General features: G+C 60.3%; 17 protein-coding genes (1 of these 17 cut by a window edge). 16 read left to right on the forward strand and 1 reads right to left on the reverse strand.

The features are described 5' to 3' along the window. Positions 1-9: 9 nt before the first annotated feature. The 7 genes from DWB67_RS09130 (at position 10) to DWB67_RS09160 (ending at position 7,073) form a co-directional block, all read left to right on the forward strand. The gene (locus tag DWB67_RS09130; RefSeq protein ID WP_119807247.1) at positions 10-960 is read left to right on the forward strand and encodes an ABC transporter permease; all 951 of its coding nucleotides are present in this window, start codon (positions 10-12) and stop codon (positions 958-960) included. Positions 961-965: 5 nt separating this feature from the next. Next, positions 966-2,147: an amidohydrolase family protein gene (locus DWB67_RS09135; RefSeq protein WP_119807389.1), complete on the forward strand. Its 1,182-nt coding sequence runs from the start codon at positions 966-968 to the stop codon at positions 2,145-2,147. Then, positions 2,147-3,583 carry a chlorohydrolase family protein gene (locus DWB67_RS09140; RefSeq protein ID WP_119807248.1) on the forward strand — a complete coding sequence of 479 codons (1,437 nt, stop codon included), beginning with the start codon at positions 2,147-2,149 and terminating at the stop codon, positions 3,581-3,583. The genes DWB67_RS09135 and DWB67_RS09140 overlap by 1 nt, the downstream gene beginning before the upstream one ends. Continuing rightward, positions 3,580-4,554, forward strand: coding sequence for an ABC transporter ATP-binding protein (locus DWB67_RS09145; RefSeq protein WP_119807249.1), 975 nt, complete (start codon positions 3,580-3,582; stop codon positions 4,552-4,554). Before DWB67_RS09140 ends, DWB67_RS09145 begins: the two co-directional genes overlap by 4 nt. Then, complete coding sequence (locus tag DWB67_RS09150) at positions 4,551-5,510, forward strand: ABC transporter ATP-binding protein (RefSeq protein ID WP_119807250.1); 960 nt, start codon at positions 4,551-4,553, stop codon at positions 5,508-5,510. The genes DWB67_RS09145 and DWB67_RS09150 overlap by 4 nt, the downstream gene beginning before the upstream one ends. A gap of 136 nt (positions 5,511-5,646) precedes the next feature. Beyond that, positions 5,647-6,288, forward strand: coding sequence for an aspartate/glutamate racemase family protein (locus DWB67_RS09155; RefSeq protein ID WP_119807251.1), 642 nt, complete (start codon positions 5,647-5,649; stop codon positions 6,286-6,288). 92 nt (positions 6,289-6,380) lie between these two features. Next, positions 6,381-7,073, forward strand: coding sequence for an aspartate/glutamate racemase family protein (locus tag DWB67_RS09160; protein WP_182911538.1), 693 nt, complete (start codon positions 6,381-6,383; stop codon positions 7,071-7,073). A 34-nt stretch (positions 7,074-7,107) separates the two neighbouring features. Here the strand turns inward: DWB67_RS09160 and DWB67_RS09165 are convergent, their stop codons facing one another. After that, entirely contained in the window at positions 7,108-8,154 is a 1,047-nt protein-coding gene (locus DWB67_RS09165; protein WP_147385918.1) for a hypothetical protein, read from the reverse strand. 339 nt (positions 8,155-8,493) lie between these two features. Between DWB67_RS09165 and DWB67_RS09170 the strand changes: the two genes are divergently transcribed. From DWB67_RS09170 to DWB67_RS09210, 9 genes are all read left to right on the forward strand, one after another. Continuing rightward, positions 8,494-9,108 (forward strand): hypothetical protein, encoded by a 615-nt coding sequence (locus DWB67_RS09170; protein WP_220475107.1) that lies wholly within the window; start codon positions 8,494-8,496, stop codon positions 9,106-9,108. A 148-nt stretch (positions 9,109-9,256) separates the two neighbouring features. Beyond that, complete coding sequence (locus DWB67_RS09175; protein ID WP_119807392.1) at positions 9,257-10,270, forward strand: LacI family DNA-binding transcriptional regulator; 1,014 nt, start codon at positions 9,257-9,259, stop codon at positions 10,268-10,270. 66 nt (positions 10,271-10,336) lie between these two features. Further along, on the forward strand, positions 10,337-11,005 hold the full coding sequence (locus tag DWB67_RS09180; RefSeq protein WP_119807253.1) for an amino acid ABC transporter permease: 669 nt from the start codon (positions 10,337-10,339) through the stop codon (positions 11,003-11,005). 4 nt (positions 11,006-11,009) lie between these two features. Beyond that, positions 11,010-11,663, forward strand: a complete 654-nt coding sequence (locus DWB67_RS09185) for an amino acid ABC transporter permease (RefSeq protein ID WP_370453583.1) — start codon at positions 11,010-11,012, stop codon at positions 11,661-11,663. A gap of 21 nt (positions 11,664-11,684) precedes the next feature. Then, positions 11,685-12,482, forward strand: coding sequence for a transporter substrate-binding domain-containing protein (locus DWB67_RS09190; RefSeq protein ID WP_119807255.1), 798 nt, complete (start codon positions 11,685-11,687; stop codon positions 12,480-12,482). Positions 12,483-12,531: 49 nt separating this feature from the next. Beyond that, complete coding sequence (locus DWB67_RS09195) at positions 12,532-13,266, forward strand: amino acid ABC transporter ATP-binding protein (protein WP_119807256.1); 735 nt, start codon at positions 12,532-12,534, stop codon at positions 13,264-13,266. Beyond that, positions 13,263-14,183, forward strand: coding sequence for a 2-hydroxyacid dehydrogenase (locus tag DWB67_RS09200; protein WP_119807257.1), 921 nt, complete (start codon positions 13,263-13,265; stop codon positions 14,181-14,183). Before DWB67_RS09195 ends, DWB67_RS09200 begins: the two co-directional genes overlap by 4 nt. A gap of 1 nt (position 14,184) precedes the next feature. Beyond that, positions 14,185-15,120, forward strand: a complete 936-nt coding sequence (locus tag DWB67_RS09205; RefSeq protein WP_119807258.1) for a sugar kinase — start codon at positions 14,185-14,187, stop codon at positions 15,118-15,120. Then, positions 15,117-15,812, forward strand: the 5' portion of a protein-coding gene (locus tag DWB67_RS09210) for a hydratase (protein WP_119807259.1). 27 nt of this gene lie beyond the right edge of the window; only the first 696 of its 723 coding nucleotides appear in the window; the start codon lies at positions 15,117-15,119; the stop codon falls past the right edge of the window. Before DWB67_RS09205 ends, DWB67_RS09210 begins: the two co-directional genes overlap by 4 nt.

A 15,812-nucleotide genomic window follows, 5' to 3' on the forward strand; every position in this document is an offset into this window, starting at 1 on the left:
GAGATCGACATGGAAACGCCCCCCGCCCTGACCCTGACGCCGGTTCGCAAAGCAAGGCTAAGCCGCATTCGCGAAAGCGATTTGTGGTTTTCCTTCCGGTCACATCCTTCGGCGATTTTTGCCGTAGTTGTCTTGTTGTTTGTGACCGCGACGGCCGTGTGTGCACCGTTTATCACACCGCAGAACCCGTATGATCTGGCCTCGCTGGAACTGTGGAATTCTGAAATCCCGCCGATATGGGCAGCGGACGGTCAATGGCCGTTCCTGCTGGGCACGGATACGCAGGGCCGCGATATCCTGTCGGCTGTCCTTTATGGTTCGCGTATTTCGCTGATCATCGGATTTGCTTCGGTCATTCTGGCGCTGGGCGTCGGTCTGGCACTGGGGCTGATGGCGGGTTATTTCGGTGGCTGGGTCGACAATGTAATTATGCGCATCGGCGATGTGCTGTTGTCGATGCCCTTTATCCTGATCGCCATTCTGATCACGGCCATCGCCAGCGCGTCCCTGCCCACCGGACTGAAGGATGTGCTGGCCGCGCCTATCCTGATTTTTGCCATCGCTGTGCCGTCATGGGTGCAATACGCGCGCACCGTGCGGGCCTCGGCGATGGTCGAGGCAAGGAAGGAATATGTGCAGGCGGCAAAGCTGATCCGCGTAAAGGCGTGGCGCATCATGCTGCATCACATCCTGCCCAATTGCATGACCCCGATCATGGTGGCCGCGACGCTGAATTTCGGACTTGCGATCCTGTCCGAGGCGACCCTGTCGTTTCTGGGCGTCGGCATGCCCTCGGATCAGCCAAGCCTCGGAACGCTGATCCGTATCGGCAACCAATACCTGTTTTCCGGCCTGTGGTGGATCGTCGTCTTTCCGTCCATCCAGCTGTGCCTGATCGTGCTGTCGGTCAATATGATCGGCGACTGGCTGCGCGATGCGCTTAACCCCAAATTGCGGTGATTTTGATGACTTCCATGATCCTGAAAAACGTGCGCCCGATGGCGGGACCTGCAACCGATCTTTATATTGTGGACGGAAATTTCGTCGTAGATCTTCCGCAAGGTGCGGGCACCGTCGATTGCGGCGGGCGCATCCTGATCCCCGGTCTGGTCGAGGCACATACCCATCTGGACAAATCCCTGCTTGGCCTGCCGTGGTACCACAACGAGGTCGGCCCCCGCCTGATCGACAAGATTACAAACGAGCGCGAGGTAAAGATCGCGCTTGGGCTTGATCCGAAGATTCAAAGCGAACGCCATGCCATTCTGGCCATGTCGCATGGTTGCACGCATATCCGCAGCCATGTCGATGTGGATACGCATCACGGGCTGGCCGGCATCGAAGGCGTCATGGCAACGCGCGAAAAGCTGGCTGGAATGATCGACATCCAGATCGTGGCCTTTCCCCAGTCCGGCATGATGACCCGTCCGGGCACTGCCGAACTGATGGACGAGGCTTTGTCGATGGGCGCGGATCTGGTCGGCGGCATTGATCCCTGCGGGATGGAACATGACCCAAAGGGGCATCTGGATACGGTCTTTGCCTTGGCCGAAAAACACGGCAAACCCGTCGACATCCATCTGCATGAACGTGACGCGCTTGGCTGGTTCTCGATGCAGGAAATCATCGACCGCACGGTCGCCTTGGGCATGCAAGGGAAGGTGTCGATCAGCCATGCCTTCTGCCTTGGCGCGGTCGATCGGGCCTATGTGACGGGCCTGCACGAACAACTGGCAGAACACCGTCTCCATATCCTGACGACGGCCCCTGCCTCGGCGCCGGTTCCGGCGGTCAAGGAATTGCACGCGCATGGCATCCTGACTGGGGCGGGGTGTGACGGCATCCGCGACACATGGGGCCCCTATGGCAATTCGGACATGTTGGAAAAAGCCATGGCGGTCGGCATGCGAAACAATCTGCGCCGTGATGATGAAATGGCCTTGGCGCTGGATATCTGCACCCGCGGCGGTGCCGCCATTCTGGAGGTTGCCGACTATGGGCTGGACATCGGCTGCCGCGCTGATTGCGTTCTGGTCGAGGGAGAAACGCTGGCCGAAGCAATCGTCACCCATGCCCCCCGCAAGCTGGTCCTGAAAGCCGGCAAGGTCACGGCCCGCGACGGCAGTTGCGTCATCGAGGCCCCCTGATGGCCGCACGGACGCTTTTGACAGCCCGCTGGGTCATCGGGCATCGTGATGGTCGTCATGTCGTGCATGAAAACGGTATGGTGGTGATCGAAGGCCGTGATGTGCTGTATGTCGGCACGGGGTTCGAAGGCGATGTGGCGCGCCGGATCGATTACGGGCATGCGGTGATCTCTCCGGGGTTTATCGATCTGGATGCGCTTTCGGATCTGGATACGACGATCCTTGGTTATGATAACGGTCCGGCATGGAAAAAAGGGCGCGTCTGGCCCGAAAGCTATGTCGCAAGCGGCCCCTACGAGATGTATTCGACGGACGAGCTGGCCTTCCAGAAGCGGCATGCCTTTGCCCAGCTGATCCGCAACGGCATCACGACTGCTTTGCCGATTGCATCCCTGTTTTATCGGGAATGGGGGGAAACGGTTGATGAATTCGACGCGGCCGCCGATGCAGCCCGCGATCTGGGATTGCGGGTCTATCTTGGACCGGCCTATCGCAGCGGCGGTCAGGTCACGGATGGGGCAGGCAATATCCGCGCCATCTTCGATGAGGAACGCGGCCTGAAAGGGCTGGCAGATGCGGCGGATTTCGCCGCCCGCATCGACGGTGCTGCACAAGGGCGCATCCGTGCGATGTTCGCCCCTGACCGGATCGAGACATGCACGCAAAAGCTGTTGCAGCGCACGGCATCGATTGCGGCTGATATGGGGGTGCCCGTGCGCCAGCATTGCAGCCAGTCCCCGACAGAACTGCGGCTTGTGCGCGAACAGCACGGTTGCGCGCCGATCGCATGGCTGGATCGCATCGGGGCTTTGCAGCCCAACTGGCTGTTGCCGCATGGAACACAGGCCACGGAAGCCGAATTTGACCTGATCGCGGCGGCGGGCGCGACGTTGGTGCATTGTCCGCTGGTTTCCGCAAGGCATGGCAATATTCTGCGGTCCTTTTCGGGGTGCCGCGCCAAGGGTATTAATATCGGCTTGGGCACGGATACCTATCCCGCCGATATGATCCTGAACATGCAGATCGGGATGATGACAGCGCGACTGGCCGCAGGCGGCACCGAAATCCGGTCAGAGCAGATGTTCGACGCCGCCACGCTTGGCGGGGCGCAGGCGCTGGACAGGCCCGACCTAGGGCGTCTTGCCTGCGGGACCAAAGCCGATATCACCGTGATCGATCTTACGCGCTGCCTGCAAACCACCGATCCTGTCCAAAGCATAATGACCTCTGCCTCTGGGCGGGACGTGCGTGACGTCTGGATCGACGGGCGGCAGGTGATGGCGGATGGCGTCATCCCCGGCATGGACGAAACCGCTGATGCGGCCCGCGCCCAGTGCCAATTCGACGGGATGATCCGGAAATATCCCGACCGGACAGCGGGCCATCCGGAAATAACGGCGATCTTCACCCCCAGCTATGAAAGGGCCAAGCCATGAACGATATCGTGCTGGATGTGCGCAACCTTCGTGTCGAATTCCCGACGCGGCGGGGGGTGCTGACCGCTGTCGATGATATTTCATTGCAAATCAGGCGCGGTGAAATTCTGGGCGTCGTGGGTGAATCGGGTGCCGGAAAATCCATGACCGGCATGTCCATTCTGGGGCTGCTTGAACCACCCGGACGGATTGCGGCGGGCAGTATCCATCTGTCCGGCGACCGGATCGACAATCTGGACGATCGCGCGATGCAAAGCGTTCGGGGACGGCGCATCGGTGCGATCTTTCAGGACCCGCTGACCTCGCTCAATCCGCTGTTCCGCATTGGCGACCAATTGACCGAAACCATCCTGCTGCATACCCGTTTGACCAAAGCGCAGGCCCGCGAACGCGCCATGGACCTGATGCGGGAAGTCGGCATTCCCGCGGTCGAGGAACGGATCGACAATTATCCGCACCAGTTTTCCGGCGGGATGCGTCAGCGGATCGTCATTGCACTTGCCCTTTGTGCAGAACCCGAACTGATCGTGGCGGATGAACCGACCACCGCACTGGATGTGTCCATTCAGGCGCAGATCACGGCCCTTTTGAAACGCTTGTGTCGTGAACGCGGGACGGCTGTCATGCTGGTCACGCATGACATGGGCGTCATTGCCGAAACCGCTGACCGTGTTGCGGTCATGTATGCGGGGCGTCTGGCCGAAGTCGGCAGGGTCGATGACGTCGTGCGCCGTCCGCAACATCCCTATACCGCCGGTTTGATGGGTTCGATCCCGTCACTGCGCAAGGATGTCGCGGAACTGCGGATGATCCCCGGATCCATGCCACGGCTTGATGCCATCCCCGCCGGTTGTGCCTTCAACCCGCGCTGCACCCATTCAGGGCCCAGATGTCACCAGGAAATACCGCGGATCGGTGTCGAACAGTCAGGCGCGGCATGTTGGCTGCAAACTCAAGGAGACGTCGCATGAGCATCCGTTCCAACGCCATTCTTGAGGTTGACGCGCTAGAGCGGCGCTTCGATGTATCTGCCCCTTGGTTGAACCGGATGATCGAACGCAAACCGCGCCGCACCCTGCGCGCTGTGGATGGCGTCGATTTTGTGATCCAGCGGGGACAGACGCTGGCGCTGGTGGGTGAATCGGGGTGCGGCAAAAGCACGATTGCCAAACTGGTTACCGGCCTGCATCCGCCGTCGGGGGGCAATATCCGCTTTCACGGCGACCGCGACCGCCTGCAAATGATCTTTCAGGACCCGTTCGCCAGCCTGAACCCGCGCTGGCGGGTAGGTCGCATCATTGCCGAACCCCTGCGCACATTGCGGCCTGACACCCCGATGGATCAGGTGTCGGCGCGGGTGGATGAATTGTTGCGTATCGTGGGGCTGGTGGCCACAGACGGATCGAAGTTTCCGCATGAATTTTCGGGTGGCCAGCGCCAGCGGATCTCTATCGCGCGGGCATTGGCAGGGGACCCCGAATTTCTGGTTTGCGACGAACCCACATCGGCGCTGGATGTCTCGGTTCAGGCCCAAGTGCTGAACCTGATGAAAAAGCTGCAAAAGGATATGGGGCTGACCTATCTGTTCATCAGCCATGATCTAAGCGTGGTGCGGCATATGGCCGATGTCATCGCCGTGATGTATCTGGGCCGCATCGTCGAGATCCAGCCCACAGCGGACCTGTTTTCCAATCCGTTGCACCCCTATACCCGTCTGTTACTGGAAACGATCCCCGATCTGGAAGTACCGAACCGCGACCGCAACCCGATGGGCGGCGAGGTGCCGTCGCCGGTTTCTCCTCCGTCTGGATGCAGTTTTCATCCACGTTGCCCCTTGGCGTTCGAGCGTTGCAAACACGAACGCCCGCAGCGGCGTGCCGATGTCCATAACCGTCGCGTCGCCTGCTTTGCCGCCGGACAAAGCTGAGGGACAAAGCAGACATGTATCCCGAAGGTTTCACGCATCGCACGCGCAGCCGTCCCGTAAGACCAGCCGGTTGGCGCAAAACAGCATCCACCGGTGGTGTTGTCCTGACCGATGATACAGGGGGGCGGGGCTGAACATGCGGCTGCTTTACATAAACCCCAATTCGACCCGTTCCATGACTGACGGTATTGTCACCACCGCCCGCGCTGCGGCACCGCAGGCACAGGTTATCGGCTGGACCAATGACACAGGCCCAAAGGCAATACAGGGGGCCGCCGATGGCGAGGCGGCTGTTGCGGGCCTTTTGTCGTTGCTGCCACAGGCAGAATCACAGGCCGTCGATGCCATTGTCATCGCCTGTTTCGATGATACGGGTCTTGCCCGCATCCGCGCCGCAGCCCATTGCCCCGTGATCGGCATCGGTCAGGCCGCCATGTCTGTTGCCGCACTTAACGGCGGGCAGTTCGGGATTATCACCACGCTGGATGTCTCGGTTCCGGTTATTTCAGAAAATGTCGGGGTGTATGGTCTGGGTGATCGCTGTGCGGGTGTTTTTGCCTCGGGACTGCCGGTTTTGCAGGTCGAGGCGGGGGGCGGTTTCGTCGTGGACCGCTTGGCGGACACGCTTGAAACAGCGTGTCGGGCAGGGGCGCAGACCGTTGTTCTTGGATGTGCGGGCATGTCGGGGATCAGGACGGCATTGGCCGCCCGATCCGGTGTCGCGCTGATCGACGGTGTGACCGCCTCGGCGCATCTTGCCTGCGCTTTGGTGCAATAAGGACGGCGCAAAAGAACCGCAGTGGCTGGGCCTGCTTTTGTTTGCCGATCATTCCATCCTATGGTCGCAATCGTTGGGCACAGGAGGACAGGTTGAAAAAGATCGGGATGATCGGCGGGTTAAGCTGGGTCGCAAGCGCCGAATATTACAAACGCCTGAACGAACTGACGCAGCAGGCTGGCGGGGGCGTGGCTTCGGCGCGGATTGTTTTGGAAAGCATCAACCGGCAGGATTACATTCGGGCAATGGTTGATCGCAAAGACGAAGATGCGGCATGTCGGATTATTCTGGATGCCGCATATGCGTTGAAAGCGGCCAAGGCCGATTTCATTGTCATTGCCTGCAACAATGCCCACCGCTTTGTGCCCGTGATCCAGCCATTGGTCGACCTGCCGGTTCTGCATATTGCCGATGTCACTGCCACGGCGATCAAGGCACAAGGGATGGGCAAGGTCGCGGTTCTGGGCGTCCGCCCGACGATGGAGGGGCATTTCTATCCCGACAGTCTGGCGCGACAGGGATTGCAAACCGTCCCCCTGACCGAGCCTGAGAAAACCTTTATCCACCACAGCATCCATTCCGAACTGGTCCAGAACCAATTCCATGAAACGACCCGCCAGTCCTATCACGACATCATCGCCGCCCTGCGCGACCGTGGCGCTGATTGCGTCGCTCTGGCCTGCACCGAAATTCCGCTTTTGCTGTCCTCGGGCAATGCATCCCTGCCTGTCTTTTCCACAACCGAACTTCACTGTCAGGCTGCCGTCGCGATGGCGTTGGAATAAACGGACCTGCGGTCTTTGCCATCAGCCAAGGGGTCTATGACGCGGACGTCCGATGCGGGGCGTCCTTGCGCATGAATTCGAAACTGCCAGCCAGTTTCCAAAGGCCGATCAGGATCAACACGGGGCACACAACTGTCTTGAACAGGAAGGCTGCGAATACGCCCATCAGGGCCTGCACCAGCTCGTCCGATTGCGTCGAAAGAACGATAACGATGTCCTTGGCTTTGACATAGGATGCATTGGCCGATGATGCCGCCTGTCTTACGCCGTTGATCGCGCCACTTGCCAGATGTCCGACACCTGATGCCGCCGAGCTGGCCGCATTGACCGCCCCCTCACCTGCTGATTTCAGACCGTCCATCGCTTTTTCCAACAGGCCCGTTTCCTCGGGCGGGGTGTCCATAGCCTTGGGCGGGATCGGGTTTTCGGTCGGGTGTAATTCGGGCCCATCGGGCAGCAATCTGTCGTCTTGTGCCAGATCGGGCATCTGGTTGGCGATATCTGCCAAGGTCTGCTGGTATTGACCCCATGCCCTGTCCGATATTCCCTCTGCGAACCATGAACTGATCGAAAACGCGATTACGACCATAAATGCCAATCCGCCCAGGCGTGCCAGATTCTGCGACAGTCCTGACACGATGCTTTGGCCCGGAAACCTTCCCCCGACTAGATCAAGCAATGCCAGCACTGTCATAGCGGTGCCGATCATGACAAAGGCCGCACCGCCAAGCACGGGCAGGACAACGGTCATAATGCCCGACACGGTGCCCACCAGAAATATGGCCGAGGACAGACGTTCAACCGCGTCATCGACCGGTTCCAGCATTTTGAAAGGATGGGCCGATCCGTTGACGGCAATGACAGAACCGCCGACCTCGACCTCTTCGGCAAAGGATATTGCGGCGTTGATCAGCCGCAGCGACAGATAGGTCACAGCCGAACTTTGGGCGATGTTCTGCGAATAGTCCTTCGCCCCTTTGATGAAGGGCCCGTTGTTCGTCATCCCCAGCGTGGCAAGGACAAGTCCCGCCACCAGAACAAGGCAGGCCATCTGGCGGCTTGCAAAGGTTCTTCGGGTCATAAGCTGCGTTCCATCGTCAAGGTGCCCCCAAGGGTTGTCGGTCTTCGGCGTTGAAACGCGCGCAAATTGCCGGTCGGTGAAGGGTGGTCTTATGTCCGGTTGCAAACCTAGCGTGCCGCAGGCCATCTTGCACCATGACCTTGGCATCGGGGCGAACACGATTTGCGGATGTAGACATCGGCACCGGAAAATTTCATCATCCATTCCAACGCGTGAATATCCGGAACGGTCTGTTGTATCCCGTTGATCGAACGGGTTGCGCGGGCACCGGACGGAAAGCAGCGCGACACGACAGTCTGCGACGGCCCTGATTCAAATCCACAGCAAAGGTATCAATCCATGATGTACAAGATGATTTTGGCGGCAGCCCTGTCCCTGACCGGCAGCGTAATGGCGCAGGCGCAAGACGCCGGTGCAGGTTTCTTCATCACCAGCGCCAATCCCGGACAGGGTGCCGATCTGGGTGGGCTGGAAGGGGCCGATGCATATTGCACTACACTTGCCGAGGCGGCAGGAATTACCGGAAAGACATGGGCGGCCTATCTGTCCTCAAGCGCTGAAAACGCGCGCGACCGGATCGGATCGGGTCCGTGGATGAACGTAAACGGGGTCGTTATCGCACAGGACGTCGACCAGCTGCACAGCGAAGACAACAATCTGACCAAGGATACCGCGCTGACGGAAACCGGTCAGGTGATCAACGGACGTGGCGATACACCCAACCGCCATGATGTCATGACCGGATCGGACCTGCAGGGAATGCTGGAGGGCAACGCCTGCGAGAATTGGACCACAAGCGGCGAAGGCTCGGTGATGGTGGGCCACCATGATCGCACGGGCGGGGGTGATCATCCGACGGCGTGGAATTCGGCGCATCCCTCGGCCGGTTGCGGAATGGAGGCATTGCAACAGACAGGCGGGGACGGTCTGTTCTATTGCTTCGCAACGAACTAGGTAGATGATCGTGACGGGCGGATCGGTTTGCGTTTCCCTCTCTGCCCGTCACATACCGACAAGGCGCTTTACGGGCGCAGTATTCATTATGTCATGATTGCTCTTTTACCATTGCTCGGGATGACGGATGCAGGAAAGCGGTCAGGCTATGAAACGTAAGCGAGTAACGCTGGATCAGGTTGCGAAAGCTGCGGGGGTGTCACGGGCGACGGTATCCCTGGTGGTCCGCAAATCCCCCCTTGTGGCGCAGCATACCCGCGACCGGGTCGAACAGCTGATGCAGGAGCTGGATTATGTCCGCGACATCGGGGCCGCGCGGCTGCGCAACAACAGCAGCCGGACTATCGGGGTGATCGTGCCAAATCTGGTGAACCCGTTTTTCACCGAATTCCTGTCAGGGGCAGAACAGGTCATGGTCGAGGGCGATCGCGTCGTCCTGCTGGCCAACAGCCATGACGACCCCAAGCGCCAATCCGGCATCCTGCAACGGTTTCGCGGCCACGGGGTCGATGGTGTGATCCTGTGTCCCGCGCAGGGCACCGACCCGCGATTGCTGACGCAGATGCGGGAATGGGGACTGCCGGCGGTGCAATCGCTGCGCGAGGTCGGTAAGGATGTGACCGACTATGCGGGCGGCGACTATATCAAGGGCATCGTCATGGCGGTGCGCCATCTGGTCGATCACGGACATCGTAATATCGCGTTTTTGTCAGTTACCGCGCAAACCTCGGCGCGGGACGAACGGATGGCGGGGTTTGCGCGCGGGCTGGCGCTGTCGGGGGCCTGTGATGCCGGTATTGTGGAATGCGAACTGGAATGGGAAAGTGCCGCGCAGGCGGCGCAACAGCTGCTGGCCCTGCCGACAAAACCGACGGCCATCTTGTGTTTCAACGATATTCTGGCCGCAGGGCTGATGGTCGGTCTGCGGCATTTGGGCCGTGAACCGGGGCTTGATATCGCGGTGGTCGGACTGGATGATCTGGCCGTCGCACAGATGACCCATCCGCCCCTGACCAGCGTTGCGATCCATCCGCGCAAGGTCGGGGCTTCGGCGGCGCAATTGCTGGTCCGCCGCCTTGCCGATCCGGATGTCGCGGTCAAGCGGACGGCTGTCGCACCCGTCCTGATGCAGCGCCAAAGCAGCAACTGCGAAATCCGTTGACTTCATTTTTAAGATACTTTTAGATCGTTCTAAATTTGGTGAATAGTATCATCCGCGGGGAGGCAGATGTACCAGTTCAATTTCCAACCGGTGTTCGACAGCCTTGATCTGCTGGCATATGGTGCCTGGCTGACGGTCAAGCTGTCCCTGATGGCGATGGTCTTGGGGTTCGGTGTTTCTGTCCTTGGCGCGGTCGGCAAGACTTCAGGAATAAAACCCCTGCGCTGGTTGATCGACATCTATGTCGAGGTGATCCGCAATACGCCCTTCCTGATCCAGATTTTCTTCATCTATTTCGGCCTACCTGCGGTCGGCCTGTCCATGTCCCCCAACAGCGCGGCACTTCTGGCCCTTGTCATCAATGTCGGGGCCTATGGTACCGAAATTATCCGGTCGGGTATTGAATCCATCCCGAAAGGCCAGATCGAGGCGGGGCGCGCACTTGGCCTGAACCCTGTCCAGATTTTCCGGTATGTGGTCATCCGGCCAGCCCTGCGGAATATCTATCCGTCGCTGACCAGCCAGTTCATCTATCTGATGCTGACTTCCAGCGTGGTATCGGTGATTTCGGCCAATGATCTGGCCTCGGCGGGGGCGGATCTGAACGCCCGCACCTTTGCCAGCTTTGAAATCTATCTGACCCTGACCGTGATATATTTCCTGCTGGCACTGGCATTTTCCACGGCCTTCGGAATGATCCGCCGCGTCTTCTTCTCTTACCCCGCGAGCCGTTGACATGATCCGCGAATTCACATCGACCGAGGTTCTGTTCATCGTCGCGGCCATCCGCTGGACCCTGATCCTGTCGGCCATCGCCTTTCTGGGCGGGGCGATCGGCGGTTTGATCATCGCGCTGTCGCGCACGTCACGCAAAAAATCGCTGCGCCGGATTGCGGCGGGCTTTATTCAGGTTTTTCAGGGCACGCCGCTGCTGATGCAGCTGTTTCTGGTCTATTTCGGCCTTGCAGTCGTCGGTTTGCCCATCAACCCGCTGGTCGCCGCTGCTGTGGCCCTGACCCTGCATGCCAGCGCCTATCTGGGCGAAATCTGGCGCGGCGCGATCGAGGCTGTGCCGCAGGGCCAGTCCGAGGCATCGACCGCGCTGGCCCTGTCCTATCGTGACCGCATGCAGCATGTAATCCTGCCGCAGGCGCTGCGTCTGGCCATCGCGCCGACGGTCGGTTTTCTGGTGCAGCTGATCAAGGGCACCTCGCTGGCCTCGATCATCGGGTTCACCGAACTGACGCGGGCAGGGCAGATCATCAATAACGCGACCTTCAAACCTTTTCTGGTCTTCGGAACGGTGGCCGCGCTTTACTTTATCCTATGCTGGCCGCTGTCGCTTCTGGCCCGCCGTATGGAAACCCGCATGCGCCGTGCCATCACGCGCTGATTTTTCTTGGAGGAGAAACCCATGACCCTGAACCGCCGTCTGTTTACGACATTGGCCGCCAGTGCGCTGGCCTTCGGACTTGTCGCCCCCGCAATCGCCGCCGAGCTTGAGGACATCGAAAGCGCGGGCACCGTCAAGATCGGTATGCTGGTCGATTTCCCGCCTTTCGGCATTCAGGACAGCGCGGGCAAGCCCGACGGCTATGACGCCGATGTGGCAAAGGCGCTGGCGGACTATCTGGGCGTTGACGCGCAGATCGTTCCCGTGACCGGTCCGAACCGCATTCCCTATCTGCTGTCGGGTCAGGTCGATGTGCTGGTCGCATCGCTGGGTGTCACCGAAGAACGCGCGCAAAAGGTCGATTTTTCCGACCCCTATGCAGGCATCAGCATCGCCGTCTATGGTGATGCATCGGTCGAGGTGACAGACGCTGCCGGCTTGTCCGGACAGGCCATCGCCGTCACCCGCGCATCCACGCAAGACAGCGGCGTGACCGGCGTTGCCCCCGAAGGCACCGAGATCCGCCGTTTCGACGATGACGCCACCGCCGTACAGGCGCTGATGTCGGGTCAGGTCAAACTGATCGGCGCCTCGAACATCGTGATGTCGCAGATCGGCGCGGCCACCGGTGACCGCTTTGACAAGAAGTTCGATCTGTCCAGCCAGGTGCAGGGCATTGCCGTATCGCCCGGGTCGGATGCGTTGCTGGATAAGGTCAACGCCTTTGTCGAACAGGCCAAGACCGATGGTATGCTGGATGGCATCCATGAAAAATGGCTGGGCGAACCGCTGCCCGATTTTGTGAAAACCGCACAGTGATCTTGGGGCCCGGCCGGTCATGGCCGGGTCTTTCTGCAGGGGACGTTCCATGACCGAACACGCCATCATCATGCGCGCCGTGAACAAATACTATGGTGCCTTCCACGCCCTGACCGATATCGATCTGACGGTCGAGCCGGGCGAAAGGATCGTGATCTGCGGCCCCTCGGGGTCGGGAAAATCGACGCTGATCCGCACGATCAACCAGCTTGAGGAAATCGAATCCGGCACCATCACCGTTGACGGGGTCGAACTGACCGCAGGTGGTGACAATGTGGCAAAGGTGCGGCGCGATGTCGGGATGGTGTTCCAGTCCTTCAACCTGTTCCCGCATATGACCGTGCTGGAAAACTGCATGCTGGCGCCCATGAAGACCCGCAAAATCGCGCGTGAGGAAGCCAGAGCCACCGCGCAGCTTTATCTGGAGCGTGTGAAGATCCCCGAACAGGCCGATAAATACCCCGCCCAATTGTCGGGCGGTCAGCAACAGCGCGTCGCCATTGCGCGGGCGCTGTGCATGAAGCCGCGCATCATGCTGTTTGACGAACCCACCAGCGCCCTTGATCCCGAAATGGTCAAAGAGGTGCTGGATACGATGATCGATCTGGCCCGCGAAGGCATGACCATGATCTGCGTGACCCATGAAATGGATTTTGCCCGCGCGGTGGCTGACCGTGTCATCTTTATGGATAAGGGCATCATCGTCGAGGAAAACGCCCCCGAGGGTTTCTTCGGCAATCCGGTCAATGAACGTCTGAAAAACTTTCTGGGGCAGATCGCATGAGCAAACTGCGCATTCTGGCCCTTGCCGATCTGAAGCCCGCCGGAATGGGGGATCGTCTGGCCCGCGATTATGACGTCGTTCGTGATATCGATGATGCCGCCGATGTGACGATCGTCCTGACCGCGGGCAATCTGGGCCTGTCCGGCGAAGATATGGCGAAATTGCCCGCCCTGAAGATGATTGCCGTCAATGGCGTCGGTCTGGACGCGCTGGATCTGGCACAGGCCAAACGGCGCGGTATTGCCGTATCCTCGACCCCCGATGTCTTGTCACTGGCCGTGGCCGAGATGGCTTTGGGTCTTGCCCTTGCCTGTTCGCGCCAGATCGCCGAGGGCGACCGCTTTGTGCGATCGGGCCAATGGGCGGCGCATCGCAAGCTGGGGCTGGGGCGGTCGCTGCTGGACCGGCGTGCGGGGATTCTGGGCTATGGCCGGATCGGTCGCAAGCTGGCCGATCTGTTGCGCGGTCTGGGGATGCAGGTGTTCTATACCGCGCGCAGCGAAAAGCCGCACGCGCCGGACATCTATTGCGCCGACGCTGTGGCGCTGGCGCGGAATTGCGATGTGCTGTTCGTCACTGCCGCCGGTGGCAGCGACACCAGCGGCTTGGTCGATGCACAGGTTCTGGCGGCACTGGGTTCAGATGGTCTGGTGATCAATGTCGCACGGGGTCCGGTCATTGATACGCAGGCACTGGCGCAGGCGCTGCAGTCGGGCGGGATTGCCGGTGCCGGTCTGGATGTGTTCGATACCGAACCGCAGGTCCCGCAATCGCTGCTGGAGGCCCCCAATTGCGTCCTGACCCCGCATATCGCATCCGCCACATCCGAGGCGCGCCACGCAATGGCCCAGCTGGTGCTGGACAATATCGACGCCCATGTCGCGGGCCGGCCTTTGCCAACGCCGGTCGATCTGTAACATGCGGTACCTGTGCATAGGAGAGCCATTGGTCGAATTCACGACCGCTCCGGACACCCCCGACAGCTTTATAAGGCGGGCGGGGGGCGATGCACTGAATACCGCAATCTATCTGGCGCGTCTGACGGGGGCAGGGCAGGTGGGCTATCTGTCCTGTCTGGGCGATGATCCGCAAAGCCTGTGGCTGCGCCAAACCATCGCCGAGGAAGGGGTCGATATCTCGACGCTGGCACAGCGCCCGAATGCCCGCCCCGGCCTCAGCTTTATTGCCACCGATGAAAACGGGGAACGCAGTTTCACCTATTGGCGCGAACAGGCCCCCTATCGCAGCCATTTCGATAAGCCTGTCAATGTCGCGGATCTGGACCGCGCCGATGTGCTGTATGTGTCGGGCGTGGCGTTGGCGGTGCTGAACCCCAAAGGCCGCGTCAACCTGTTGCACGCCCTGGCGCGCCGGCGCAGCGAAGGGGCGCAGGTTGTTTTCGACACCAATTATCGTCCCGTATTGTGGTCCGATGCAAGAACGGCAAGCAGCGTGCTGGGCGCTGCAGCGGGCATCGCCTCGGTCGTATTGCCCTCATCCGCGGATATTGCCGCGTGCTTTGATGTCCCCACGCCAGACGCCGCAATGACCTTCCTGATGACCCTGACCGACGCCGAGGTTGTCCTGACCTCGGGGCGGGGGGCAGTTCTGTATAGACCGGAAGGTGGCAAGACATTCGATTGCCACGAATTGCCGCCGGCGGTCACCGCAGTGGACACCACCGGTGCCGGTGACAGCTTCAATGCCGCATGGCTGGCGTCACGCGGAAATGGCGCGACAGTCGCAGCCAGCATTCAGGACGCCGCGCGACTGGCCGCAATCGTTGTGCGCCATCGCGGCGCCATCATCCCCGTGGCCGCGATGGCCCATCTGATCCGGAAAGAGAATTTATGACGTCTGATTTCGACGCTGCCAAAGCTGCCGCCCCTTTGCTGGACGCCTGGAATGGCGGCCCGCGCCCGACTGCGCTTGACCCCAAACCGGCACAGCCCGCAGATGCCTATGCCGTGCAGGAAGCTGTGTTGGCGGGTCTTGGTGATACAGGTGGTCTTTGGAAGATGGCTTTGCTGGACGGTGAGACGCGTCAGGCGTCGGTTCTGCCGCACCGGACCCTGCATGACAGCGGCGCGACTGTATCCCTGCCAGATGATGCTGCGGTCGAGGTCGAAACCGCTTTGATCCTTGCCGGCGAACCTGCCGCGGGCAATCCGATGGCGGCAATTGCCGATATCTGCCTTGCATTCGAACTGATCGCATCCCGCTTATCGCCGGAGTCAGGTTTCACCTCGCTTGAGGGAATGGCAGACGGTTTCCGATCGGCGGGTGTGGTGTTGGGAGAGTCGATCGAGGGATGGCAGAATGGTTTGCCCGACCGGATCGATATTACCCTGACACTGGATAACACCGGGGTCGTCGCAACCGAAGTGGCGGTCCCGCTGATGCCTTCACTGGACTTTTTGGTCTGGCTTGCAGGTCACGCCCGCACCCAAGGCAGATCGCTTAAAGCAGGCGATGTGGTCATTACCGGTGCGCGTATCGGGCCGCTGCCGTTCAACGGCGCAAAAGCGGCAAAAGCAACTGCGATG

Origin of the sequence: Paracoccus sp. JM45 (genome assembly GCF_003590715.1) — a bacterium.
Classification (GTDB): Bacteria; Pseudomonadota; Alphaproteobacteria; order Rhodobacterales; family Rhodobacteraceae; genus Paracoccus.